Origin of the sequence: Streptomyces tibetensis (assembly GCF_007655005.1) — a bacterium.
Taxonomy (GTDB): domain Bacteria; phylum Actinomycetota; class Actinomycetes; order Streptomycetales; family Streptomycetaceae; genus Streptomyces; species Streptomyces tibetensis.
In genome coordinates, this window is record NZ_SZVW01000001.1 from 465890 (window position 1) to 489655 (window position 23766).

The 23766-nt window shown below is 73.4% G+C and carries 17 protein-coding genes; 7 read left to right on the forward strand and 10 right to left on the reverse strand.

Annotated elements, in window-relative coordinates:
- The first annotated feature begins 138 nt into the window (after nt 1–138).
- A complete protein-coding gene (locus FDO69_RS01970; protein ID WP_104777806.1) occupies nt 139–1710 on the forward strand; it encodes a protein kinase domain-containing protein in 1572 nt (523 codons plus the stop codon).
- Nucleotides 1711–1831: 121 nt separating this feature from the next.
- A complete protein-coding gene (locus tag FDO69_RS01975; protein WP_104777807.1) occupies nt 1832–2443 on the forward strand; it encodes an ALF repeat-containing protein in 612 nt (203 codons plus the stop codon).
- Nucleotides 2444–2512: 69 nt separating this feature from the next.
- On the opposite strand, the gene purH is transcribed toward FDO69_RS01975, so the two are convergent.
- Together purH and purN are read right to left on the reverse strand one after the other, a co-directional pair.
- Nucleotides 2513–4075 carry a bifunctional phosphoribosylaminoimidazolecarboxamide formyltransferase/IMP cyclohydrolase gene (purH, locus tag FDO69_RS01980; RefSeq protein ID WP_104777808.1) on the reverse strand — a complete coding sequence of 521 codons (1563 nt, stop codon included), beginning with the start codon at nt 4073–4075 and terminating at the stop codon, nt 2513–2515.
- Nucleotides 4072–4710, reverse strand: coding sequence for a phosphoribosylglycinamide formyltransferase (gene purN, locus FDO69_RS01985; RefSeq protein WP_104777809.1), 639 nt, complete (start codon nt 4708–4710; stop codon nt 4072–4074). Before purN ends, purH begins: the two co-directional genes overlap by 4 nt.
- Nucleotides 4711–5032: 322 nt before the next feature.
- Between purN and FDO69_RS01990 the strand changes: the two genes are divergently transcribed.
- Nucleotides 5033–5836: a hypothetical protein gene (locus tag FDO69_RS01990; protein WP_104777810.1), complete on the forward strand. Its 804-nt coding sequence runs from the start codon at nt 5033–5035 to the stop codon at nt 5834–5836.
- A 4-nt stretch (nt 5837–5840) separates the two neighbouring features.
- On the opposite strand, the gene FDO69_RS01995 is transcribed toward FDO69_RS01990, so the two are convergent.
- Nucleotides 5841–7625 carry a cell division protein PerM gene (locus FDO69_RS01995; RefSeq protein ID WP_104777811.1) on the reverse strand — a complete coding sequence of 595 codons (1785 nt, stop codon included), beginning with the start codon at nt 7623–7625 and terminating at the stop codon, nt 5841–5843.
- Nucleotides 7626–7721: 96 nt separating this feature from the next.
- Here FDO69_RS01995 and FDO69_RS02000 point away from each other — a divergent pair, with 96 nt between their 5' ends.
- Nucleotides 7722–8987 (forward strand): helix-turn-helix domain-containing protein, encoded by a 1266-nt coding sequence (locus tag FDO69_RS02000; protein WP_104777812.1) that lies wholly within the window; start codon nt 7722–7724, stop codon nt 8985–8987.
- Nucleotides 8988–9265: 278 nt separating this feature from the next.
- Here FDO69_RS02000 and sucD read toward each other — a convergent pair whose 3' ends face one another.
- The 6 genes from sucD to FDO69_RS02030 all read right to left on the reverse strand — a co-directional run bounded on the left by sucD (nt 9266) and on the right by FDO69_RS02030 (nt 18199).
- Entirely contained in the window at nt 9266–10150 is an 885-nt protein-coding gene (gene sucD / locus FDO69_RS02005) for a succinate--CoA ligase subunit alpha (protein ID WP_104777813.1), read from the reverse strand.
- Between the two features lie 21 nt (nt 10151–10171).
- Complete coding sequence (gene sucC, locus FDO69_RS02010) at nt 10172–11353, reverse strand: ADP-forming succinate--CoA ligase subunit beta (protein WP_104777814.1); 1182 nt, start codon at nt 11351–11353, stop codon at nt 10172–10174.
- Nucleotides 11354–11921: 568 nt separating this feature from the next.
- Nucleotides 11922–12992 carry a hypothetical protein gene (locus FDO69_RS02015; protein WP_104777815.1) on the reverse strand — a complete coding sequence of 357 codons (1071 nt, stop codon included), beginning with the start codon at nt 12990–12992 and terminating at the stop codon, nt 11922–11924.
- A 199-nt stretch (nt 12993–13191) separates the two neighbouring features.
- The gene (locus FDO69_RS02020) at nt 13192–14358 is read right to left on the reverse strand and encodes a VWA domain-containing protein (protein ID WP_104777816.1); all 1167 of its coding nucleotides are present in this window, start codon (nt 14356–14358) and stop codon (nt 13192–13194) included.
- Between the two features lie 139 nt (nt 14359–14497).
- Complete coding sequence (locus FDO69_RS02025; protein ID WP_104777817.1) at nt 14498–16888, reverse strand: DUF5682 family protein; 2391 nt, start codon at nt 16886–16888, stop codon at nt 14498–14500.
- A gap of 180 nt (nt 16889–17068) precedes the next feature.
- Nucleotides 17069–18199, reverse strand: a complete 1131-nt coding sequence (locus FDO69_RS02030; RefSeq protein ID WP_104777818.1) for an ATP-binding protein — start codon at nt 18197–18199, stop codon at nt 17069–17071.
- Between the two features lie 145 nt (nt 18200–18344).
- Between FDO69_RS02030 and FDO69_RS02035 the strand changes: the two genes are divergently transcribed.
- Together FDO69_RS02035 and FDO69_RS02040 are read left to right on the forward strand one after the other, a co-directional pair.
- Nucleotides 18345–19700, forward strand: coding sequence for an SWIM zinc finger family protein (locus FDO69_RS02035; RefSeq protein ID WP_104777819.1), 1356 nt, complete (start codon nt 18345–18347; stop codon nt 19698–19700).
- Between the two features lie 154 nt (nt 19701–19854).
- The gene (locus FDO69_RS02040) at nt 19855–21633 is read left to right on the forward strand and encodes a DUF5691 domain-containing protein (RefSeq protein WP_104777820.1); all 1779 of its coding nucleotides are present in this window, start codon (nt 19855–19857) and stop codon (nt 21631–21633) included.
- A gap of 167 nt (nt 21634–21800) precedes the next feature.
- Here the strand turns inward: FDO69_RS02040 and FDO69_RS02045 are convergent, their stop codons facing one another.
- Complete coding sequence (locus tag FDO69_RS02045) at nt 21801–22217, reverse strand: coenzyme B12-dependent isobutyryl CoA mutase small subunit (RefSeq protein ID WP_104777821.1); 417 nt, start codon at nt 22215–22217, stop codon at nt 21801–21803.
- Between the two features lie 521 nt (nt 22218–22738).
- Between FDO69_RS02045 and FDO69_RS02050 the strand changes: the two genes are divergently transcribed.
- Nucleotides 22739–23602: an esterase/lipase family protein gene (locus FDO69_RS02050; protein WP_104777822.1), complete on the forward strand. Its 864-nt coding sequence runs from the start codon at nt 22739–22741 to the stop codon at nt 23600–23602.
- Nucleotides 23603–23766: the final 164 nt, after the last annotated feature.

Genomic DNA, 23766 nt, shown 5'->3' on the forward strand with positions numbered 1-23766 from the left:
GGTACCTCCGCCGACCACGGAGGACGAGCGAAACCGCACCCCCCTTCACATCACGCCCGGTGAACGACCCGCCCGCGGCGGATCCGCGCGCGGCGCCCCCGGGGCCCTCGGCCGTCCCGGCCGGGCCGGGGCGATCCGGTGACCGAGGCGTACGCCGTACCCGTGCCCAAGGGCTACCGGGTCGGGGTCTGGGAGGTGCGCGAGCCCATCGCGACGGGCGCCTTCGGCAGCGTGTACGCGGCCCGGCGCGTCGGTGACGGCACCGGCACCCGGCTGCCGCCCACGGCCGCGCTGAAGTTCCTGCCCACCGGGACGGCCACGCCCCGCCGGCTGACCCATCTGCGCGAGCTGATCGAGCGGGAGGTCGAGCTGTACCGGCGGCTGCGGCATCCGCGGCTGGTGCGGATGTACCAGACGCTGACGGTCGACGATCCGGCCCACCCCGACCTGGACGGCGCCACCGTCCTCGTCCTGGAGAAGGCCGAGGGCTCCCTGTCGGCCCTGCTCGCGGCCACGCCCCGGCCCGCCGCCGGCCCCGGGCTGCTCGCGCAGATCGCCGAGGGCCTCGCCCAGCTCCACGACGCCGGCTGGGTGCACGGCGACCTGAAACCGGCCAACGTGCTGCTGATGGCGGACGGTTCGGTCCGCCTCGCCGACTTCAACATGGCCGCCGAGCTGGAGGGCACCCACGCCTACACGCCGGCCTTCTCCACCCCCGACTACACGCCGCCGGAACTCCTGTGGACCGAGATCGGCGAACGGGGCCGCCGTATCCGTCCGTCCGCCGACATCTGGGCCTTCGGTGTCCTCGCCCACCTCGCGCTCACCGGCTCCTTCCCGCTGCCCGGGGCCACCCCGGCCGCCCGCCGCGACGCGGCCGCGGCGTACGCCCGCGGTGTCGACGCACTGCGGCTGTCGCCCGAACTGCCCGACGCCTGGCGGGAGATCGTGCGCGCCTGCCTGACCCGGACGCACCAGCAGCGCATCGGCGGCGCGGCGCTGCTGCGCCGGGTGACGGCGGCCGCCGGCCCGGGCGGTCGCGCCCTCCGCCTGCCCCGGCTGTCCCCCGCGGCCCGCCGCCTGCGCCGCCGGCCCGTCGCGGCCGTCCTGGCCGGGGCGGTGACGGCCCTGGCCGCCCTCGCCTACGGCATCAGCGTCTGGGCCGGTGCCGGGAGCAGCGGTGGCAGCGGTTCCGGCGCGACGGCGAACGTCTCCGCGGCCGCGTACGGCGCCTCCGAGCTCCGCACCGACCGGGGCGTTCCGCCCGCCTACCGGCTGCTGATCGTCGAGACGGCGCACGACTGCGACCAGAAGGAGGTCACCCCGGTCCTGATCGCCGCCATGCTGAAGGTGGAGAGCGACTTCGACCCGGACCTCTCGGACCCCGACCACGACGAGTACGGCATCGCCCGCTGGACCCCGCGCGTCCTGCGCTGGTGGATGAACGAGGACGGCACCCCCGGCGAGGCGGTCCCCCAGCCCCCCTTCCCTCCCGCCGAGTCCATCCCGGCGATGGGCCGCTACCTGTGCTGGATCACCCCGCGCCTGCACGAGGGCCTGCCCGGTGACCGGCGGGTCCTGATCGCCGCCGCCTACCGCACGTCGTACCGGACGGTGAACGCGACGGGCGGCGTGCCCCCGGACGTACGCGCCTACGCCGGCCGCGTGGCCCACTTCCTGAAGGAGTACGCCCCGCCCGGGAAGAAGTGACCGCCGCTGCGGTTGACGTGTCGTCACGAGCGAGTTGGCGTGCGGTCACAAATGACCGGACCGACCGGGCGAAACATGCGAACATGCTCTCGATTCCCAACAGTTGGAGAGAGGTTCACGCATGAGACTCACCCGCGGTGCCCTGCTCGTGGCCACCGGCGCCCTTGCCCCGGCCCTCCTGTTCACCGCCCCCGCCTTCGCCACGGCCACGGCTCCGACGACCACGGCTCCCACGGCCGCCGCGACGGCGGCCGCCGTTCCGTCGGACGGCACGCCGGTGGACGAGATGTCCCTGGACGACCTCCGGTTCGCCATCGTGCGCATCCTGGCCGATCCGGACTCGGGCCGCCGCGTCACCCGCGAGGCCAACGCGGCGCTCGACGGCACCGTGGAGGGCATGCGGGAGTTCCTGAAGACGGGCTACCGCCTCGCCCAGGCCGAGGACGACCGCGTCGCCATCGCCCGCATCATCGGCGACCCCGACTCCGGCCGCGGCGTCAAGCGCGAAGCCAACGAGGCCCTCGACATCAACACCCCCGAAGCCCTGCGTGCCTTCCTGGAGACCGGTTACCGCCTCGCCCAGGCCGAGGACGACCGCGTCGCCATCGCCCGCATGCTGGCCGACCCGACGATCAGCGCGGCGCTGCGCGCGGCCGCCGAGGAGGTCATCGACGGCACTCCGGAGGAGCTGCGGTACTTCCTGGAGGTCGGGCGGTACGAGGTCGACCGCTGACGCCTGGCCGGCGGCTGACATATACGGAGCGGGCCGGCGTGGTCGCCGGCCCGCTCCGTCACCGACGGCTCAGTGGAAGAAGTGCCGCGTCCCCGTGAAGTACATCGTGACGCCGGCCTTCTGCGCGGCCTCGACGACCAGCTCGTCACGGACCGAACCGCCGGGCTGGACCACGGCCTTGACTCCGGCAGCGGTGAGGATCTCCAGGCCGTCCGGGAAGGGGAAGAACGCGTCCGACGCGGCGTACGCGCCCGCGGCACGCTCGGCACCGGCCCGCTCGACGGCCAGCTTCGCGGAGTCCACCCGGTTGACCTGCCCCATGCCGACGCCTACCGAGGCGCCGTCCTTGGCGAGCAGGATCGCGTTGGACTTCACCGCGCGGCAGGCCTTCCAGGCGAAGGACAGCTCGGCCAGCTCGTCGGCGCTCAGCGCATCGCCGGTCGCCAGCGTCCAGTTGGCCGGGTCGTCGCCGTCGGCCTGGAGGCGGTCGGTGACCTGGAGCAGCGCGCCGCCGTCGATCGGCTTGACCTCGACCGGGGCCGCGGGGCCGTCGGCGCAGCGCAGCACGCGGATGTTCTTCTTCTTCGTGAGGGCCTCCAGGGCCCCGTCCTCGTAGCCGGGCGCCACGATGACCTCGGTGAAGATCTCCGCGACCTGCTCCGCCATCTCCTTGCTGACCGGGCGGTTGACCGCGATCACGCCGCCGAACGCCGACAGCGGGTCGCACGCGTGCGCCTTGCGGTGGGCCTCGGCGACGTCCGCGCCGACGGCGATGCCGCAGGGGTTGGCGTGCTTGATGATCGCGACACACGGCTCGGCGTGGTCGTACGCGGCACGGCGGGCGGCGTCCGTGTCCGTGTAGTTGTTGTACGACATCTCCTTGCCGTGCAGCTGCTCGGCCTGGGCGAGGCCGCCGGTGCCCGAGACGTACAGGGCCGCGGGCTGGTGCGGGTTCTCGCCGTAGCGCAGGGTGTGCTCGCGCTCCCAGGTGGCGCCGAGGAAGTCGGGGAACCGCGACTCGTCCACGGGCGCGTAGGAGGAGGCGAACCAGGAGGCGACGGCCACGTCGTAGGCGGCCGTGTGCTGGAAGGCCTCGGCGGCGAGCCGCTTGCGGGTGGTGAGGTCGAAGCCCCCGCTCTGGACGGCCTTCAGCACGTCAGCGTAGCGGGCCGGGCTGGTGACGACCGCGACCGAGGGGTGGTTCTTGGCGGCTGCCCGGACCATCGAGGGGCCGCCGATGTCGATCTGCTCCACGCACTCGTCGGGCGAGGCGCCGGAGGCGACGGTCTCGCGGAACGGGTAGAGGTTGACGACGACGAGGTCGAACGGCTCGACCCCCAGCTCGGCGAGCTGCCGCTGGTGGTCCTCCAAGCGCAGGTCGGCGAGGATGCCGGCGTGGACCCTCGGGTGCAGGGTCTTCACGCGGCCGTCCAGGCACTCGGGGAAGCCGGTGAGCTCCTCGACCTTGGTGACGGGGACGCCGGCAGCGGCGATCTTCGCGGCGGTGGAGCCGGTGGAGACGAGCTCGACCCCGGCCTCGTTCAGCCCGCGCGCGAGGTCCTCGAGACCGGTCTTGTCGTAGACGCTGACGAGCGCCCGGCGAAGGGGCCGCTTGTTGCTCTCGGCGGTCACTGGATAACTACCTTTCGTCCCTCAATGCGATAGCCGTTGCGGGCGAGGCGCCCCACGACCTCGACGAGCAGCCTTCGCTCGACTTCCTTGATGCGCTCGTGCAGAGCGCCTTCGTCGTCCTCGTCCCGGATGTCCACCACGCCCTGCGCGATGATCGGCCCGGTGTCGACACCGTCGTCGACGAAGTGGACGGTGCAGCCGGTGACCTTGGCGCCGTACGCGAGCGCGTCCCGCACGCCGTGGGCTCCCGGGAAACTGGGCAGGAGCGCGGGGTGGGTGTTGACGAACCGCCCGCCGAACCGCGCGAGGAACTCCTTGCCGACGATCTTCATGAACCCGGCGGAGACGACGAGGTCGGGCTCGTACGCGGCGACGGCCTCGGCGAGGGCGGCGTCCCACTCCTCGCGGCTGCCGTGGTCCTTGACCTTGCACACGAACGTGGGCAGCCCCGCGCGCTCGGCTCGCGCCAGCCCCTCGATGCCCTCGCGGTCCGCGCCGACGGCCACGACCTCGGCCCCGTACGCCGGTGCGCCGGCGGCGGCGATCTCGTCGAGCAGCGCCTGCAGGTTGGTGCCTGATCCGGAGACCAGCACGACGAGGCGCTTGGCGCGCGGGGCCACGGGCTTGGCGGCCACGGTGGAGGCCTTTCTCGGGGGAGCGTCTGTCCAGGGCGGCGGGCACGCGACGCCTTGTGCATCCAGACGTCTTGTGCATTCATACGAATGCTTTGCCTCCCCGGATACGGGGAAGCCTACGAACCGGCCGACCGGCAGCAACGATACCGGCACTGCGCACGGCCCCCACGGGACGGGGGCCGGGCCGGAAGGTAGCGTCTGGACGGAGCCGGTTCGGGAACGACGTCCGGACGTGGTGCGTTCAGGAGGTGACGGACCCGGGTCCGACGCCGCTCCGTCCTGTCCACTCATTCCTCCTCACCAACGGGAAGACGCTCACTTGATGCCGGACCGCAGCCTGCGACTCCTCACGTTCCCCCAGCTGTCACCGCAGGGAGGGGAGCGCGGCGCCGTGCTGCTGCGGGAGCGCCCCAGCTCACCGCCCGACGCGCCTTCGGGCGACGGCGGGCAGGGGCGGAGCCGCGAGTCCCAGGAGGACAACCCCTTCGCCCCGCCGCCCGAGGGCACGCCGGACCGGCCCTGGCAGCCGCGACGCCCGTCGGGAGAGGACTCCCCGGACTCCCCGGATTCCCAGGACGGTGGCGGGCGTGACCGCTCGCCCTGGGGCAGCCAGTGGAGCGACCAGCAGCCCGGCCGCTCCCCCGGCGGTTTCGGTGAGCGTCCCCGCGGCGGGTCCGAGGGCCAGGGCGGCGGACCCCAGGGTGGCGGCCCGAACATGCGCTGGGACCCGACGGACCCCGCGCAGCGCCGGGCGCGCTACGCCCTGCTGTCGGGCATGTGGGCCTTCTTCTTCGCCCTCTTCAGCTGGCCGTACGTGGCGCTGCTGCTCGGCGCGCTCGCCCTCTACTGGGCCATCAGCTCCCTGCGCGCGGGGCCCCGCAAAGCCGACCCGGACTCCCCCGCCCCCGAGCAGCAGGGCGACCGCCGCCCCCAGACGACGGCGGCGGTGAGCGGCCTGGTCACGGCGTCCCTGGCGATCGCCCTGGTCGCCGCGTCCTTCACGGCGCAGCTGGTCTACCGCGACTACTACACGTGCACCAACGACGCCCTCACGAACGAGGCGAAGCAGTCCTGCTCCAAGCTTCTGCCGGAGGAGCTCCGGGGGTTTCTGGAGACGGACGGCTGACGCTTCAGGGGGTTCCCGGCGGTGAGGACCGGTCGGGCGGGGCCGTGGTGTCGTACCGGCCCGGGGCCGGGTCGGGCGGCAGGAAGTCGTAGGGCTCGAAGTCCCTGTCGCGGTCCGGCAGGGCGTCGTACTCGTAGGGAGCGTAGAGCGCGTTCGGGGTGGGGCTCGGGGGATGCGGCACCGACGTCCCGTCGGCCGTCGAAGCGCCACGCCGGGTGCGTCCACCGCCCTCGCCGCTTCCGCCATCGCCCGACGTGTCGACTCCCCGAGCGCCCGCGGCTTCCGGGCCGCCGGCCACCCCCGCGATGCCCGCCACTCCCGTGTGCGTGAACGAGCCGCGGCCGTCGCCCTTCCGGGTCCGCCGCTGCTCTCGGGCACCGTCGGCCGCCTTTTTCCACTGTTCGCCGATCGTCGGCTCCTTCGATCCGGGCGTCCGGCACCGCCAGGCCCGGGCTCCCACTGCCGTGGGGATCGACAGCAGGCCCAGCCAGGCCAGCGTCGCGGCGGCGACCTGCCACCACTGCGGGCCGAAGCGGGACAGCACGGCAGAACCGAGCGGGCCGCCCGACAGTGCGGCCAGTCCCGCGAGCACGGCCGCGCACATCACCGACGCCAGTGCGGCGGCACGGGCGGTGCGGCCGGCCGACCATGGCGCGGCCCGCGTACCACCCGGTCGCGTCCCGCCGCACTCCCCGGATGCCGCCCCCTTCGCCACCGTCCAGCCCACGAACACGCCGGCGGCCAACGGCACCACCCCGGCCGCCCAGTGCAGCGGCGTCCCCTCCCCGGCCTCCGGCACCGCCGCCAGCAGCGGAAACGGCGGCAGCAACAGGGCCGGCGCCGAGGACAGCGGGCCGACCGCATGGCCCGCGCCGAGGGCGAAGCCGGGGCCGAGGGCGTAGGCGGCGCCCCACACCGCCGCGTTCGGGAAGAGGGCCACGCACAGCAGCACCACGGCGAACCGCCCCGACCACCCCTCGGTCAGCCGGAGCAGCCCCGCCTGGGTCGTCGCACCGTGCCCCACCAGCGACACCACCACCAGCAGCGCACCGCCCCCGAGGAGCACCGCCACCCCGGCCGCCGCGGCCCGGGCGGCGATGCCCGGGCGCCTGTCCGGGCCGGGCACCGGCGGGCGTACTCCCGACGGCAGCGTGCCCAGCAGTAGCCGCAGCGGCCGGCCGGGACGTCCGTACGCCGACCACACGCCCGCCCCCGCCGCCACGACGGCGACCAGCGGAACGCACAACCCCGTCCCCACCCACGACGGCCGCAGCACACCGCCCGCGGCATAGAGGGCGGCGGGCGCGGCGACGGCGAGGTAGCCGAGGACCACGCCCGCCCACGCGGTGCGGGGGGAGACCAGGGGCCCATGCGCGACCCCCTCGGCGTCCTCCTCGAGGTCGTCCTCGTCCCCGCCACCGCCCCCGCCGTCCGTGGCGTCCCGCGCCGCCCGGTGCAGCAGCCACACCGGCAGTGCGAACAGCAGCAGGGGCGGCAGACCGAGGGGGGCGGGGACGCCGGAGAGCGTGTCGGTGCGGACCAACTCGGCACCGTGGGCCAGCAGCCACAGCGCCGCCGCCACATGCATGGCGCCACCGGGTCCGCTGTCCGGGTACGGCGAGCTGATCCACAGCAGCGTCACCAGCACGGCGAACGACGCGAGCCCGAGGCCCGCGGCGACCGCGCCCCCCATGAAGCCGTCGCCCAGTCCGGGCGAACGGTCGCGCATCCGGGTGAGCAGGGGTGACGGCGAACGTCGGCGAGCGGTCATCTCGATCACGACCGCCATGCTCCCAACGACACGCGCTTTACCGGCGTAACAGGCGAACCCTCGCTGTGTCGCTAAAAATACGTTTATGTACTTTTCTGGACGGAGGCGAGCCCTGTGACGCAGAGCCCTGCCCTACCGCTCCCACCACCCAGGGAACGCCGACGCCTGCGCGAGGCCGCCTCGCTGACGCGCGCTCAGCTGGCCTCCCGGGTGGGCGTGACCAGCGAGACGGTGCGCGGGTGGGAGACCGGCCGCTCCACGCCACGCGGCCGCAAAGGGGAGAAGTACGCGAGGCTGCTCCACGCCCTGGGCGACGGGGCGGAGGTGACACCTCGTCAGGAGAGCGCCGTGGGCTCGGACGACCCGGAACCGTCACCCGGGGCCGCGTCCGCACGACGGTCCGCACGGGCCCGGCGCAAGGCCGCAGTCACCGGCCGGAAACGGCCCGCCGCGAAGGACCGGGGCCGAGGCCCCGTCACCGTCCCCGACCGGAGCCGCACCCCCGTCCCGCACGGACACCGCGTCATCCTCGCCGAACGCCCGCGGACGAAGCCGCCGCGCAGGCCGGACGACGCCGTCACCGCGCTGACACCCGATCAGGCCTTCGACGCGCTGTACGCCTTCTGCGCCCCCGCCCTCGTCCGGCAGACCTATCTGCTGACCGGCCGTCGCGAACTGGCCCGGGAGTCGGTGGAGCGGGCCTTCCAGATCGCCTGGCAGCGGTGGCCCGAGGTGGCCCGCGACCGCGACCCGGCGGGCTGGGTGCGCGCGATGGCGTACGAGTGCGCGCTCTCCCCGTGGCACCGGCTCCGGCCCCGCTTGCGGCTCCCCGAACCGCCGCCGCCCGATGCGTTCGACCGGGCTCTGAGGGACGCCCTGCTGAAGCTCCCGCCGTCCTACCGCCGCACGCTGGTGCTCTACGACGGGGTCGGACTCGGCCTGCCGGAGACGGCGGCGGAGACGGAGGCGAGCACCCGTGCGGCCGTGAACCGGCTGGTGCACGCGCGCGCGGCGCTGGCCGAGCGGCTGCCGGAGCTCGCGGACCCGGAGACGCTGCACTGGCGGCTGGTCGAACTGGCCTCCATCGAGCGACTGCGGGCCGCCAAACCGCCGGTCGTGCGCAGGGGCGGGGAACGCCGGGCCCGCTTCTGGACCCGGGCCGCCATCGCCTTCACGGTCGCCCTGATCGGCACCACGGCCCTCACCGTCCGCACGGCCCCCACCCACTACGAGCCACCGGTACCACCGGGAGAGACGGTCCAGGGCGTACCACCGCCCGTCGCACCCGGACCGCTGTCCGAGAAGGAGCAGAAGCTGCGCGCCAAGCTGCGCGAGGAACAACAGGGAGGCCCGGACAGACTGCTGCCGCAGCCGCGGTGACGGCGACGGAGGCACGGCACGGATACCGCGGCGGGGGATGGACACACGGCGGCGACGGGTGCACGGACAGGGCGGTGGGACCCAGGGCACGGCAGTGGGGCACAGGCACGGCAGTGGGGCCCAGGTACAGCGGTGGGGCCCAGGTACGGCAGTGGGACCCAGGTACGGCAGTGGGACCCAGGTACGGCAGTGGGGCCCAGGTACGGCGGTGGGCCCGCTCCCCGTAGGGAGCGGGCCCACCCGTGCGCTACAGCGTCGTTCAGCCCGCGGAGCTGTTCTCAGCTGCCGAGAATGGCGCGCGCCAGCTTGGCCGTCTCGGTCGGCGTCTTGCCGACCTTGACGCCGGCGGCCTCGAGGGCCTCCTTCTTCGCGGCGGCCGTGCCGGAGGAGCCGGAGACGATGGCGCCGGCGTGGCCCATGGTCTTACCCTCGGGCGCGGTGAAGCCCGCGACGTAGCCGACGACCGGCTTCTTCACGTTCTCCTTGATGAAGGCCGCGGCCCGCTCCTCGGCGTCGCCGCCGATCTCACCGATCATGACGATCAGGTCGGTGTCGGGGTCCGCCTCGAACGCGGCCAGGGCGTCGATGTGCGTGGTGCCGATGACCGGGTCGCCACCGATGCCGACGGCGGAGGAGAAGCCGATGTCCCGCAGCTCGTACATCATCTGGTACGTCAGCGTGCCGGACTTCGAGACCAGGCCGATGCGGCCCGGCTTGGTGATGTCGCCCGGGATGATGCCGGCGTTGGACTGGCCCGGGGTGATGAGACCGGGGCAGTTCGGGCCGATGATCCGGGTCTTGTTGCCCTTGGACACGGCGTAGGCGTAGAACGCGGCCGAGTCGTGGACGGCGATGCCCTCGGTGATGACGACCGCGAGCGGGATCTCGGCGTCGATGGCCTCGACGACGGCGGCCTTGGCGAAGGCCGGCGGGACGAAGAGGACGGATACGTTGGCGCCCGTCTTCTCGATCGCCTCGGCGACCGTGCCGAAGACCGGGATCTCGTTGCCGTCGATGTCGACGGACGTGCCCGCCTTGCGCGGGTTGACGCCACCGACGATGTTCGTGCCGTCGGCCAGCATGAGCTTGGTGTGCTTCATGCCCGTGGCACCGGTCATGCCCTGGACGATGACCTTGCTGTCCTTGTTGAGGAAGATAGCCATGGCTGTGTAGTCCCTCGTCCCTTACTTCGCAGCAGCCGCGAGCTCGGCGGCCTTGTCGGCCGCGCCGTCCATGGTGTCCACGCGCTGGACCAGCGGGTGGTTGGCGTCGGAGAGGATCTTGCGACCCAGCTCGGCGTTGTTGCCGTCCAGACGGACGACGAGCGGCTTGGTGACGTCCTCGCCCTTGTCCTTGAGCAGCTGCAGCGCCTGGACGATGCCGTTGGCAACCTCGTCACAGGCGGTGATGCCACCGAAGACGTTGACGAAGACGGACTTCACGTCCGGGTCGCCGAGGATGATCTCCAGGCCGTTGGCCATGACGGCGGCGGAGGCGCCGCCACCGATGTCGAGGAAGTTGGCGGGCTTGACCCCACCGTGCGCCTCACCGGCGTAGGCGACGACGTCCAGGGTGCTCATGACGAGACCCGCGCCGTTGCCGATGATGCCGACCTCACCGTCGAGCTTGACGTAGTTGAGGTTCTTCTCCTTGGCGGCGGCCTCGAGCGGGTTGGCCGCGTCCTTGTCCTGGAGGGCCTCGTGCCCCGGCTGACGGAACTCGGCGTTCTCGTCCAGGGAGACCTTGCCGTCCAGGGCGATGACGTCACCGGAGGCGACCTTGGCCAGCGGGTTGACCTCGACGAGGAGCGCGTCCTCTTCGATGAAGGTCTTCCACAGGGTGACCAGGACGTTCTCGACCTTGTCGGCGACCTCGGCCGGGAAGTTCGCGGCCTCGACGATCTGGCGGGCGACCTCGGGAGTCACGCCCACGTTGGCGTCGATCGGCGTCTTGGCGACGGCCTCGGGGCGAGTGGCCGCCACCTCCTCGATCTCCATGCCGCCCTCGACGGAGGCGATGGAGAGGAAGGTGCGGTTGGCACGGTCCAGGAGGAAGGAGACGTAGTACTCCTCCACGATCTCCGGGGCCGTCTCGGCGATCATCACCTTGTGGACCGTGTGGCCCTTGATGTCCATGCCGAGGATGTTGGTGGCGTGCTCGACCGCCTCGTCGGCGGTGCCGGCGAGCTTCACGCCGCCGGCCTTGCCACGGCCGCCGACCTTCACCTGGGCCTTGACGACGGACTTGCCACCGAGGCGCTCGGTGGCTGCGCGGGCCGCCTCAGGCGTGTCGATGACTTCACCGGCCAGCACCGGTACATCGTGCTTGGCGAAGAGGTCCCTCGCCTGGTACTCGAACAGGTCCACGCGCTTCCGTCCCTATCAGTGATCTCGCGGTTCGTTGTCTGCGTGGGCGTGCCGCGAGGGCAACGTGACGTCCGCCGTCTGTCACAAGGGAGGCGCACACGGTGTCCGAGCGCGCGGCATGTCCGTCTCGCAGGTTATCTCTGCTTGCGGGAGGCCTCTAAATCGAGGGTCACACCTGAGCGGTGATACCTGTCACATGATGCCGCGCTCTCTGGCACGGCGTGCCGGGGGTGAGGGGCCTCACCGGGCTGGGGTTGACCCGGTGAGGCCCGCTTTACACCCCCGGAGGAGCACGAAGGCCCTGTTCAGGGCCCGCTCTCCGGGGCCGCGGGTCGCGTGGTCCCCACCCCTATGGGAACCACCCGACCCGTCCACGAGGTTTTCGGTCCGGACCGCCGACGGCTTTCGGCCGTCCGGGCGTGACGCCTCGTGAAGCATGAGGGAAGGGGAGGGGGGAGGGGGGTGCTCTGGGCACCCGGGTGGGTCGGCCGACCGGCCTCTCCCCCTGCGGCCGGGCCGAGGCCGCGACGCCTCGGCGGTCTGTCGCGCCGGCCCGGGAAGAGCCGCGCTAGCCGGGGAAGAGGGGGATGCCCCGGTGGGTGCGCCGGGCACCCGCAATGTCCGTACGGGCCACGGCACCGGGCACGAGCCCGAGCGCCGCCCAGCGGCTGGGGGTGACGCCGTGCACGTCGCCATGACGGGACGAGCCGCTGTCGGCCACGGACCGGTTGATGAGCACGCCGTCGGGTCGACCACCGGGCGAGTGGCCGGGCCCGTTCGGTCCGGCGTGCGTGGACGGTCTCGGGTGGCTGGGGTGGGCTCGGTGGGCGCTGTGGCTGAGGCTGAGGCGATCGGCGTGGTGGATGTGGGTGAAGAGGTTCCTGTGTCGATCGGTGTGACCGAGGTGGCCGAGGTGGCCGATGTGGTCCGCGCGTCTGCCGTGGTGCGCGTGGATGACAGGGGTCGGCGGGCTTGCGGGCGCGACGCGGGGCTCGGTGCCGTGGAGCGGGGTGTACGGCACCGGCACCATCGTCCCGCCCGGCTGCGGATCAGCCGTGACCGGTGTGGGGAGGGGGCGACTGGGGTGTGCCGGACAGTCGGGGAGCCCAGGGAGAGGGAGCGCGGGGAGCACGGACGCTCCCGGGAGCCCTACGTCAGCGGGAACGGCGGACAGGTCCGACAGATCGAGCAGATCCGGCAGCGGGGGCAACTTCAGGTGCGACAGCTGCCGGGGCGGGCCTGGCAGCTCCGGCGCTTCCGCCGGCGCCGGCCGCACCGGCCGCTCCGGGTGCGACGGCCGCTCGGACGACAGCGACTGCGACCGCACCCGTGGGAACGACGACGGCACCTGCGCCCGGGCGCGAGCCGGCCCCTTGCTCACCGGCTCCGCCGCACCACCGCCAGACCGAACGAGCCGGTCTCCCGCCCCGGCCCCCGGGACGGGAACGCCGCTGACGACCTGCCCCGCCCGGCCCTCCGCCAGCGCCCCTGCACCGTTCTCCGCGGACGCCCGCTGCGCCCACAGCACCCCGAGGACCAGCAACCCGCCCACCATCAGCGCCAGTTGCAGCGCACGCCACCCGGCCGCAGTGCGCGGCAGGCGCAACGCGGCATCGGGCAGGGCTGCTGACCAGGCCAAGAGGGGAAGCTTCCTCCCGTGCGACGGAAGCGGTACTGCCCGTCGGCACACGCGCCGTCAGGCAGGCGCCGATCCTCGCACGGGAGTGCGCACGTCGCGCAAGCCCTTACTGCCGATGGACCGTCATGTCCGTTTTGCTGCCGCACGTCGGACGACGATGCGTCGACACGTCGTCATCTGCCCCTTCGTGCCGGGCCCTTCACGCCGCATCCGGTATCGGGAGCGGCCTTTTCTCGATCGCCGCCGCCATGACCTCCGGAAACAGATCGGGCGTGCACGCGAACGCCGGTGCTCCCAGCGCCGCGAGCGCGGCCGCGTGCTCCCGGTCGTAGGCGGGCGCCCCCTCGTCCGAGAGCGCCAGCAGCGTCACGAACTGCACGCCCGACGCCCTCATCGCGGAGACCCGTTTGAGCATCTCGTCGCGTATGCCGCCTTCGTAGAGGTCGCTGATCAGCACGACCACCGTGTCCGCGGGCCGCGTGATCTGCGACTGGCAGTACGCGAGCGCCCGGTTGATGTCCGTGCCACCGCCGAGCTGCGTGCCGAACAGCACGTCGACCGGGTCGTCCAGCTGGTCCGTGAGGTCGACGACCGCCGTGTCGAAGACGACGAGTCGCGTGGAGATCGTCCGCATCGAGGCGAGCACCGCCCCGAACACCGATGCGTACACAACGGACGCCGCCATGGATCCCGACTGGTCGATACAGAGGATGACCTCCTTCTTCGTGGACCGGGCCGCCCGCCCGAATCCGATGAGCCGCTCCGGCACGATCGTCCGGTGCTCGGGCAGGTAGTGCTTGAGGTTGGCCGCGATGGTGCGGTTCCAGTCGATGTCGTGGTGGCGGGGCCGGCTGATCCGGGCACTGCGGTCGAGGGCACCGGTGAGGGTGGCACGGGTACGGGTGGCGAGCCGCTTCTCCAGGTCCTCGACGACCTTGCGCACAACGGCCCGGGCCGTCTCCTTCGTCGTCTCCGGCATCGCCTTGTTGAGGGACAGCAGCGTGCCGACGAGGTGCACGTCGGCCTCCACCGCCTCCAGCATCTCCGGCTCCAGCAGCAGCGTGGCGAGACCGAGCCGGTCGATGGCGTCGCGCTGCATGACCTGCACGACGGAGGAGGGGAAGTACGTCCGGATGTCCCCGAGCCAGCGCGCCACGGACGGCGCCGACGCCCCGAGCCCCGCCGAACGGTCCCGGCCCCCCTGCGACCTGCCGTCCTTCCTGCCGTAGAGCGCGGTGAGCGCCCCGTCCATCGCGGCGTCCCGCCCCGACAGCGCGCAGCCGGTACCGTCCGCCGTGTCGCCCCCGAGGACGAGCCGCCACCGCCGCAGCCGCTCCTGCGCCGGGTCCGTCGCCTCGGCCGTCATCCCCGTCCTCCCTCGTGGGGCCGCTCCCACAGCGGGATCACCGGCACGGTCGTCGACGGCCGCCTTTCGCCCCGGGGCGCGCACGCCTCGGTGCCTCCCGCGTCCGGTGTCGTCGTCCGCTCTCTCAGTGCCTCGGTCGTCATCCCGTCACCCCCGCCAGATGGTTGTCGGTGTTCTCGTCCACGTCGTCCAGCCCGAGCAGCAGCCGCACGACCGGCAGTACGGCGTCCGCGCGCGCCGTGTCGAGGTCGGCCGCGAAGCCGGGTGTGCCGGAGCCGACGGCCGTCACGCCGCCCCCGGCTCCCGGTCCGCGTCGGACCAGTTCTCCGAGGGTCCGGCGCACTCCGGGCTCGTACGCCGAGAACGTCCGCCGCAGCAGGGGCAGTACGTCCGTGAAGGCCGAGGCCGGCACCCCGGTCAGCCACTCGTCGACGAGACCGAGCAGCCGCTCGTCGTGGACCAGGAGCATCCCGCCTCCCGAGCCGCCTCCGACGAAGCCCTCGATCCACGCGGCCGCGTCCGGCGGCGGTGTGCCCGGCGACAGGGCGAGCCCCATCAGCAGTGCCGCCTCGTCCTGGGCCAGCTCCCCGTCGTCCAGCAGGAGCCGCACGGCCCGCCCCCGGATGACCCCGGGCACGGTGTCCCGCCCGGACAGCACGCGCAGCACCGACTGCCAGCGGTTTCTCAGACTGCCGTGTCCCGCGGCGGGGGCGTCGCCCAGAAGGCCCACGGCTCCGTGCACCGCGTCCACATGGCGTCTCATCTCCTCGGCGGCGTCCCCGTCGAGCGCGGCGCAGGCCGGGGGGACGCCGACGAAGACCCGCTCGGCCAGTCCCGCGGCGACTTCCGCCAGAGCAGCGGTGTCGGTGCCGCGCACATCGCCGTAGCGCAGGGAGCGGACCAGGGCCGGGAGCGCCTGGACGAGATGGCCGACGTCGGTGTCCAGGGCCGCCCGGTCGGCGAGGACCCGCATCACCGTCGGCAGGGCGTCGGGCAGTTCGGCCAGGAGGCAGTGCTCGGCGAGCGCGGTGACGTCGGCGAGGCCCTGCGCGGTGACGGCGTCCGCTTCGGTCCTGGCGGTCGCGGCGGACAGGACGGTCGTCCCCCACACTCCGGCCTCGGCGATCCGCACGGACAGCTCGGGCTCCCAGCGCAGCCGCCACGTCTCCCGGAACGTGCCCGTGCTGCCGCGTGAGGCGGCCGGTTCGCCCCACGCGATGCCGAGCAGCCGCAGCCGGTGCAGCAGTCTGCTGCGGGCGGCGTCGTTCTCCTTGCGCAGGTCGAGCTCCACCTCCCGCTCCAGCGCCTCCGGCTTCAGCCGCAGCCGGCGTTGCAGCCGGGTGAGGTCCCGCTGCAACGGCACCGCCGGCGCCGAGGAGGGCACCTCGCCCAGCACATCCCCCACGACCAGCCGGTCCCGCACCAGCTCCAGCGGCACGTCCGAGCCCTCGCACATCACCGCCCGCACCGCGTCGGTCGTCTCGCTCAGGCCGGGCAGCGGACGGCCCCGCATGGCGGCGAGCGTCTCTGCCAGCCGCACCGCCTCGATGACGTGCGCGGAGGAGACGATCCGGTCCTCGGCGCGCAGCAGCCCCGCCACCTTGGTCAGCCACCGCTCCACCGGCCGGTCCGGGGCGCTGAACAAGTGCCCGTACCAGCCCGGGGAGTCGATGCCGGCCCCGTACCCGCTCGCCCGGGACAGCCGGCGGTGGGTCCACGGCACCCAGGTCATGTCCGCCTTGACCTTGGGCAGCCCCTTCAGCAGTGATCTGTCGGCGGCGACGGTGGTCTTTCGCCGCAGTGCGGGCACGTGCCAGGCCCCGCAGACCACGGCGACGCCGCCCTCGAACTCCCGCTGGGCCGCCCGCACCTGGAGCCGCATGTACGCCTCCCGCACCGGGTCGCGGTCGTGTCCCCCGCTGCCGTAGGTCTCCCGCAGCGCGCTCATGGCCTCCTCGAGGGCGGTGAACGGCGCGAGGGCGTCGCCCTCCCCCGCACCGCGGTGTTCCACGACGTCCTCCCACCACCGCTCCGGGTCGTCGTAGCCGGCGGTTTCGGCGAGCATTCCGATCGGGTCGATCCGCGGGTCGGCCGGGCCGGGGCCGGCGTCCCCGTCCGCAGCCGTCTCGGCGTCCGGAGAGCGCTCCGGCCCCGCCTCGTCCTCCTGCCTCCCCCAGGCCAGAGTGTGCGTGGCCGGCAGGTCGATGAAGCGGGCCGGGACGTCGTGCTCCAGGGCCCAGCGGATGGCGACCCACTCCGGGGAGAACCCGGCCAGCGGCCAGAACGCCGAGCGGCCGGGCTCGTCCACGGCGTGGGCGAGCAGAGCGACCGGTGGCCGCATCTCCTCGTCGGCGGCGAGCGGGATCAGCGCGTCGGCCTCGGGCGGGCCCTCGATCAGCACGATCCGCGGCCGGATCTGCTCCAGAGCCGCCCGCACCGCCCGCGCGGACCCCGGCCCGTGGTGCCGCACCCCGAGCAGCACCGGGCCCGCTCCGGCCCCCTGGCCCGCGGCCCTTTCCACACCGGTCACTTCATCCCACCTCCCGTCCCGTCCCGCACGTCCTGTCTCGTCCCGCGCGTCCCGCACGTCCTGTCCCGGGCCGACCGGCGGCCGCCGTCCCGCCCCCCGGCGCCCTGGCCCCGGCGATCGAGGCCGCCCCGCCGTACGGGGCGGCCCGGTTGCCGCCGGGCCCGCTGCGTCCCGCGTCGCTCACACGCTCACCTCGCGGCAGGCCCGGTAGAAGTCCTTCCAGCCGTCGCGCTCGCGGACCACCGTCTCCAGGTACTCCTGCCAGATGACCCGGTCCGCCGCGGGGTCCCGGACCACCGCGCCGAGGATGCCCGCGGCGACGTCGCCCGGCCGCAGCACGCCGTCGCCGAAGTGGGCGGCGAGGGCGAGGCCGTTGGTGACGACGGAGATCGCCTCGGCCGTGGACAGCGTGCCGCTGGGCGACTTCAGCTTCGTCCGGCCGTCGGCCGTGACCCCGTCGCGCAGCTCACGGAAGACCGTGACGACCCGGCGGATCTCGGCGAGCCCGTCGGGCGCGGCCGGCAGGTCGAGGGAGCGGCCGATCTGGTCGACGCGCCGCGAGACGATGTCGACCTCTGCCTCGGGGCTCTCCGGCAGCGGCAGCACCACCGTGTTGAAGCGGCGGCGCAGGGCGCTGGACAGGTCGTTGACCCCGCGGTCGCGGTCGTTGGCCGTGGCGATCAGGTTGAAGCCGCGGACCGCCTGCACCTCCTGGCCCAGCTCCGGTATCGGCAGTGTCTTCTCCGAGAGGATCGTGATGAGCGTGTCCTGCACGTCGGCCGGGATACGCGTCAGCTCCTCGACACGGGCCGTCATGCCCTCCGCCATGGCGCGCATGACGGGGCTGGGCACGAGGGCGTTCCGGCTCGGGCCGTGGGCGAGCAGCCGCGCGTAGTTCCAGCCGTAGCGGATGGCCTCCTCCGGTGTGCCGGCGGTGCCCTGCACCAGCAGCGTGGAGTCGCCGCTGACCGCCGCGGCCAGGTGCTCGGACACCCAGGTCTTCGCGGTGCCCGGCACGCCGAGCAGGAGCAGGGCGCGGTCGGTGGCGAGGGTGGTGACGGCGACCTCGACGATGCGGCGCGGGCCGACGTACTTGGGACTGATCACCGTGCCGTCCGGCAGCGTCCCGCCGAGCAGGTAGGTCGCCACGGCCCACGGCGACAGCTTCCAGCGGGCCGGGCGCGGACGGTCGTCCTGGGCGGCCAGCGCGGCGAGTTCCGCGGCGAAGGCGTCCTCGGCGTGCGGTCGCAACGCCTGGGTCGATTCCGTCTCCCCCGCTTCGACGGACGTCGGCTCCACGGACACAGTCATGGCAAAGTCCCCCTCCAGCTCGGCCGGTTCGGATCTGGCACCAACGTTGCACCACACCACTGACAATGCGTTCCGACCTGCGAAAACGCCCCGGCGGAGCCGCTCGCGGACCCGATTGTCAGTGGCGGGATCTAACGTCGTCGGCATGACTCAGCAGGGGGTGCGCTGGACCGCGGACCAGGTGCTGGCACTGGCGCCTGACGCGGCATCACGCAAAGCGGGAAGCAAACTCGGCGCGGCGGGGCCGTGGTCCGAGGCGGGGTGTTCCGACGAGGGGACGGTGTGGGGGCTGTGCAAGGGCAGCGGAAGCAAGCCGTATCAGACGATCGTCGACATCGCGGACGCCGCGGGGCCCGCGTACAAGTGCACGTGTCCGAGCCGCAAGTTCCCGTGCAAGCACGCGCTCGGCCTGCTGTTGCTCTGGGTGGCCGACGACGCGGTGGTGCCGCCGGGGCAGGCGCCGGAGTGGGCAGGACAGTGGACGGCGGGGCGGCGCAGACGCGCGGAGGAGAAGAAGGCCACGGACGGCTCCGGGGCGCCGTCCGGTGCCGCTGATCCGGAGGCGGCGCGGCGCCGGGCGGAGCGCCGGGCCGAGCGGGTCACGGCGGGCGCGGTGGAGCTGGAGCAGCGTCTGGCCGACCTGCTGCGCGGCGGCCTGGCGACCGCGGAGCAGTCGGGGTACGGCCTGTGGGAGGAGACGGCGGCTCGCATGGTCGACGCGCAGGCCCAGGGCCTGGCAGGCCGGGTGCGGGAGTTGGGGGCGATCCCGTCCACAGGTGCGGGCTGGCCGGTGCGGCTGCTGGAGGAGTGCGCGCTGCTGCATCTCCTCGGTCAGGGCTGGCTGCGCCGCGAGCGGCTCCCAGCCGGCCTCGCGGCCACGGTCCGCTCCCGCATGGGCCTCTCGACCTCCGCGGACGGCCCGCCGCTGCGCGATCGCTGGCTGGTCCTCGCCCAGTACGACACGACGGACCCGCGCCTGACGACCCGCCGGATCTGGCTGCACGGCACCGACTCGCACCGCACCGTCCTGCTCCTCTCTTACGGCGCCGCGGGCCGCGCCCCGGAGCAGGCGCTGCCGGTGGGACTGGCTGTGGACGCCGAGGTGTCCGCGTACCCGGGCCCCGGGCAGCCGCGGGTGGCCCTGGGCGAGCAGTTCGCCCCGGCCGCGCCCTCGGCGATACGTCCGCCGGGCGTGACGACGTCCCAGGCGGTGGCTCGGTACGGCGACGCCCTGCGCGACGACCCGTGGCTGGAGTCCGTCCCGGTGACGCTGGACCGGGTCGTTCCGGCCCCGGACGGCGGCTCCTGGCAGCTGGCGGACGCCGACGAGGACGCGGCGTTGCCACTCACTCCGGCGGCTCGTTCCCGGCGGGGCCTGTGGCGGCTGGTCGCCCTGTCGGGCGGCGCACCGGTCAGGGTCTTCGGCGAATGCGGCCACCAGGGCTTCACCCCGCTGACGGCTTGGCCGGAGGGCCCGGGTGACGCGGTCGCGCTGTGCTGAGCCCGGGGCAGCGGCTCGGCCCGCGCCCCTTCGGCCCGCCTCCCCCCCTCTCACAAACTCACCCGTCCCACAGACTCACGCATCTTTCAGGCATCACGGGACAACCGGTAAGGGCGAGCCTTCAACTACCGGGCGCCCCGCGGAAAGGAAGCTCATGACCAGGACCTCCGCTCCTGTGGACGCGCCCGGCGCGAACGCCTGGGAGGGGCTCGTCACCACCGCCCTGCTCGGCACGGACCGGCGCACCCCGCCGGGCACCGCACCCGGCCCGGACGCACCCACGGCCCTGCTGGACGCGGCGGCGGTGCAGACCGTACGACGACGGGCCGGTCTGCGCCCGGCGCGAGCGGCCGAGCGGCCACAACCGGCTCCGTCGGACACCCGTCCGGCCCTGCCGGCGGCAGCCGCCCGCAGGCTCGCGATGCTGCTGGCCGACCGCTCCGGCCCGTCCGGCGGCGGCCGGCGGGGCACCGCGCCCGACCTGACGGAACTGCTGCCCCAGTGGCTCGCGGCGGCGAACGCCCGTGGTTTTGCACCGCCTCCGCAGCTGCTTCCGGCACTGCTGGACGCGGCCCGGGGGCGTACCGACCTGCGTCCGGCGGCACTGGAGTTCGCGGGGCCCCGGGCCCTGTGGCTGGCACGGCTGAACCCGGACTGGCGGTTCGCCCTGCGCGCGTCCCCGGGGTGCGGCACGGCCCTGCCGCACCCCGGGGACGGCGACAGGGGCCGGCAGCTCTGGCAGGAGGGCCTGTTCGCCGAACGCGTCGCCCTGCTGGCCGCCCTGCGCGCCCGCGAACCGGCCGCCGCACGCGACCTGCTCGCGACGACATGGGCGACGGAACGGGCCGAGGACCGGCTGATGTTCCTCGATTCGCTGCGCGCGGGCCTGGGCCCGGACGACGAGCCGTTCCTGGAACAGGCCCTGGCCGACCGCAGCCGCAACGTCCGGGCGACGGCGGCGGAACTGCTGTCGGCCCTGCCGGGTTCGGCGCTCGCCGCGCGGATGGCGGTCAGGGCGGAGGCGTGTGTGGCCATCGACCACATGCAGCCTCCGCGGCCCCTGCGAACCGGTCCTGAGGACGGGGGACCCGGAGGGGCCGGAGGGACCACACCGGCCACGGCGGCCACGGCGGCCACCGGAGGCACCGGAGGCACCGGAGGCATGGGACCCGGCAGAGCCATGGGGACCGTGGGAGCCACGGAGGCCACCCCGACGATCGCCGTCGAGGCGCCGCACGAGTGCGATCCGGGCATGGAACGCGACGGCGTCGTGGCGAAGGCCCCGGCAGGACGGGGTGAACGGTCCTGGTGGCTCGGCCAGTTGGTGGAGGCGGCACCGCTCGGGACCTGGTCGCGGCGGCTCGGCGGCCGCACGCCCCGGGAGATCGTCGCGCTGCCGGTGGCGGACGACTGGCAGGGCGAGCTGCACGCGGCGTGGTGCCGGGCAGCGGTACGCCAGCGGGACGCCGAGTGGTCACACGCACTGCTCGGCGATCCGTCGGCGCCGGAAGCGGGCGGTCCGGGCGCCGTGTCCCTGGCCGAACGAGCCAAGCTGCTCAGCACGCTGGGCGCCGCCGAGCGGGCCGAATGGGTGGCCGGCTTCATCGGCACGCACGGCCTGTCCGAGGCCTTCCAGTTGCTCGGGGTGTGCGCGGTGCCCTGGGGACCGCCGCTCGGCCGAGCCGTGGTGGACGCCCTCAACATCGCTCGGGACGCGGGGAGTTATCCATGGAGTTTCAGCGGAGTGATGGGACTGGCCGAGCGCTGCCTGGACCCGTCCGAGGCATCCCGGCTCGACGCCCTGCTGGCCGTACCCGACGAGCCGGAGAACGCCTCTCCGGGAGCCGGCGGCTATTGGGCGGAAGCCTTCCAGCGCCTGGTCACGACCCTGCGTCTGCGCGCGGCGATGGCCGCGGAGCTCGGAGCGGCCTGACCCCTGCCCCCGTACGCGGCGACGGGTGCCCTCCCGCGACCGGTTGCCGCCGGGCATGCCGGTGGCCGGGGCGGTCACCGGGGGCAGCCGCTGCCGCACTCCCGCCGAACCAGCCACCCGGGTCGCTCCCGGCCGGACGGGGACGTCCGAGCCGGTCCGCCGGAGGCCTACGCCTGTGCGGGCTGGCGGGCGTTCGTCCGGACCCAGTCCACGATGGACGTGGTCGTCGCGCCGGGAGTGAAGATCTCCGCGACGCCCTTCTCCTTGAGCAGCGGGATGTCCGCCTCGGGGATGATCCCGCCGCCGAAGACCAGGATGTCCTCCGCGTCCCGCTCCCTGAGCAGGTCGATCACCGCCGCGAAGAGCGTGTTGTGCGCTCCGGAGAGGATGGACAGCCCGATCGCGTCGGCGTCCTCCTGGATCGCCGTGCCGACGATCTGCTCGGGAGTCTGGTGGAGGCCGGTGTAGATGACCTCCATACCGGCGTCGCGCAGGGCCCGCGCGATCACCTTGGCCCCGCGATCGTGGCCGTCGAGCCCCGGCTTGGCCACCACCACGCGGATCGGACCGGCTGCCACACCCATCACTGCCTCCATGAAGCGACTACATCCATCCGTACCGACAAGTACCGCACACATCGGGCAAGCCGTACACGCCGCACCGCACGGACTCCCCGCCCCGAACCGTCCGGGCAAGTGAACGAACGTTATCTCCAGGATCCCGCAACCGGCAGTTTCGCGGTGGATACCGAGGGGGAAATCACACGATGGGACAAGCGCAAGGGGAGCCGCATCGAGGTCGCCGTCCCGCCGCGTCATCCACACACCGCGGCGGCAGGGCACTTCGGCGACGACACGCAGGGCAAGCACCGCACACACAGCACGCAGGGCAGGCACGGCGCACCGGCGGGAAGCCTCGTCACCCCACCGATCGGGGACCCCCGTCGCACCACCGGCGTCACACACGCCACACGCCGTTCTCTGCCCCCGCAGCTCACGCGGCTCACGCCGCTCTCGCGGTCATGGCCGACCGTCTTCGCAGCTGCTTTCCACGAGGGCACACGGGGGGCGGAGCCGTCCTGCCGCGTGCCGACAGGAGGTCGGCCATGAAGGTCACCAGGGCTGCTCTGCCCTTTCTCCCGCTCTGCGAGCGCCTGCTGCCGGGCCGGCTGGCGGGAGTCTCCCTGGCCCTCCTGAAGGCCACCGCCCTGGAGATCGCGATCCTGGCCGGGCATGTCCTTCTCTATCCGTCCGGCATCACCCAGGAGCGGCGCGCCCCCGTCCCGGCGCTGCCCCCGGACGGCGCCGCCCAACTGCCCACGCAGGCCAAGCCACCGGTCCTCCTGCTGCACGGCTTCATCGACAACCGCTCGGTCTTCGTCCTGCTGCGCCGCAGTCTCGCCCAGCACGGCAGGCAGCAGATCGAGTCCCACAACTACTCGCCGCTGACCTGCGACATACGTGCCGCCGCCGAACTGCTCGGCCGGCGCGTCGAGGAGATCTGCGAGCGCACGGGGGCCGCGCAGATCGACATAGTCGGGCACAGCCTGGGCGGCCTGATAGCGCGTTACTACGTGCAGCGCCTCGGCGGCGACAGGCATGTGCGGACCCTTGTCACGCTCGGCACGCCGCACTCGGGAACCCGAGTGGTGCCCTTCGCGAACGCGCACCCCATCGTGCGCCAGATGCGCCCCGGCTCACCGGTGCTCGAGGAGCTCACCGCGCCCGCCCCTGACTGCCGTACGCACTTCGTCAGCTTCTGGAGCGATCTGGACCATGTGATGGACCCACTGGAGACGGCCTGCATCGACCACCCGGATCTGATGGCGCAGAACGTGCGCGTGACCGGCATCGGCCATCTCGCCCTGCCCGTGCACCCCGCCGTCGCCAACGGCGTACGGCAGGTTCTCGACACGGCCCTCCCGGGTGAACCGTCCGCCGAACACACCGACGATCTGACAGTCGCCTGAGACTCGTCAGACAGCGATCAGTCGACGCCGCAACACCGATCAACCTCGAACAAACTTCGAACACAGGGCCAAACCCGTGCCCGCCGTCCGCCAAAACACGGCCGAATGCCCGTTTCCTGCGCGCGCGAAACCTGCGGAAGATTGTCGTGCCCGCGTACCGCCGG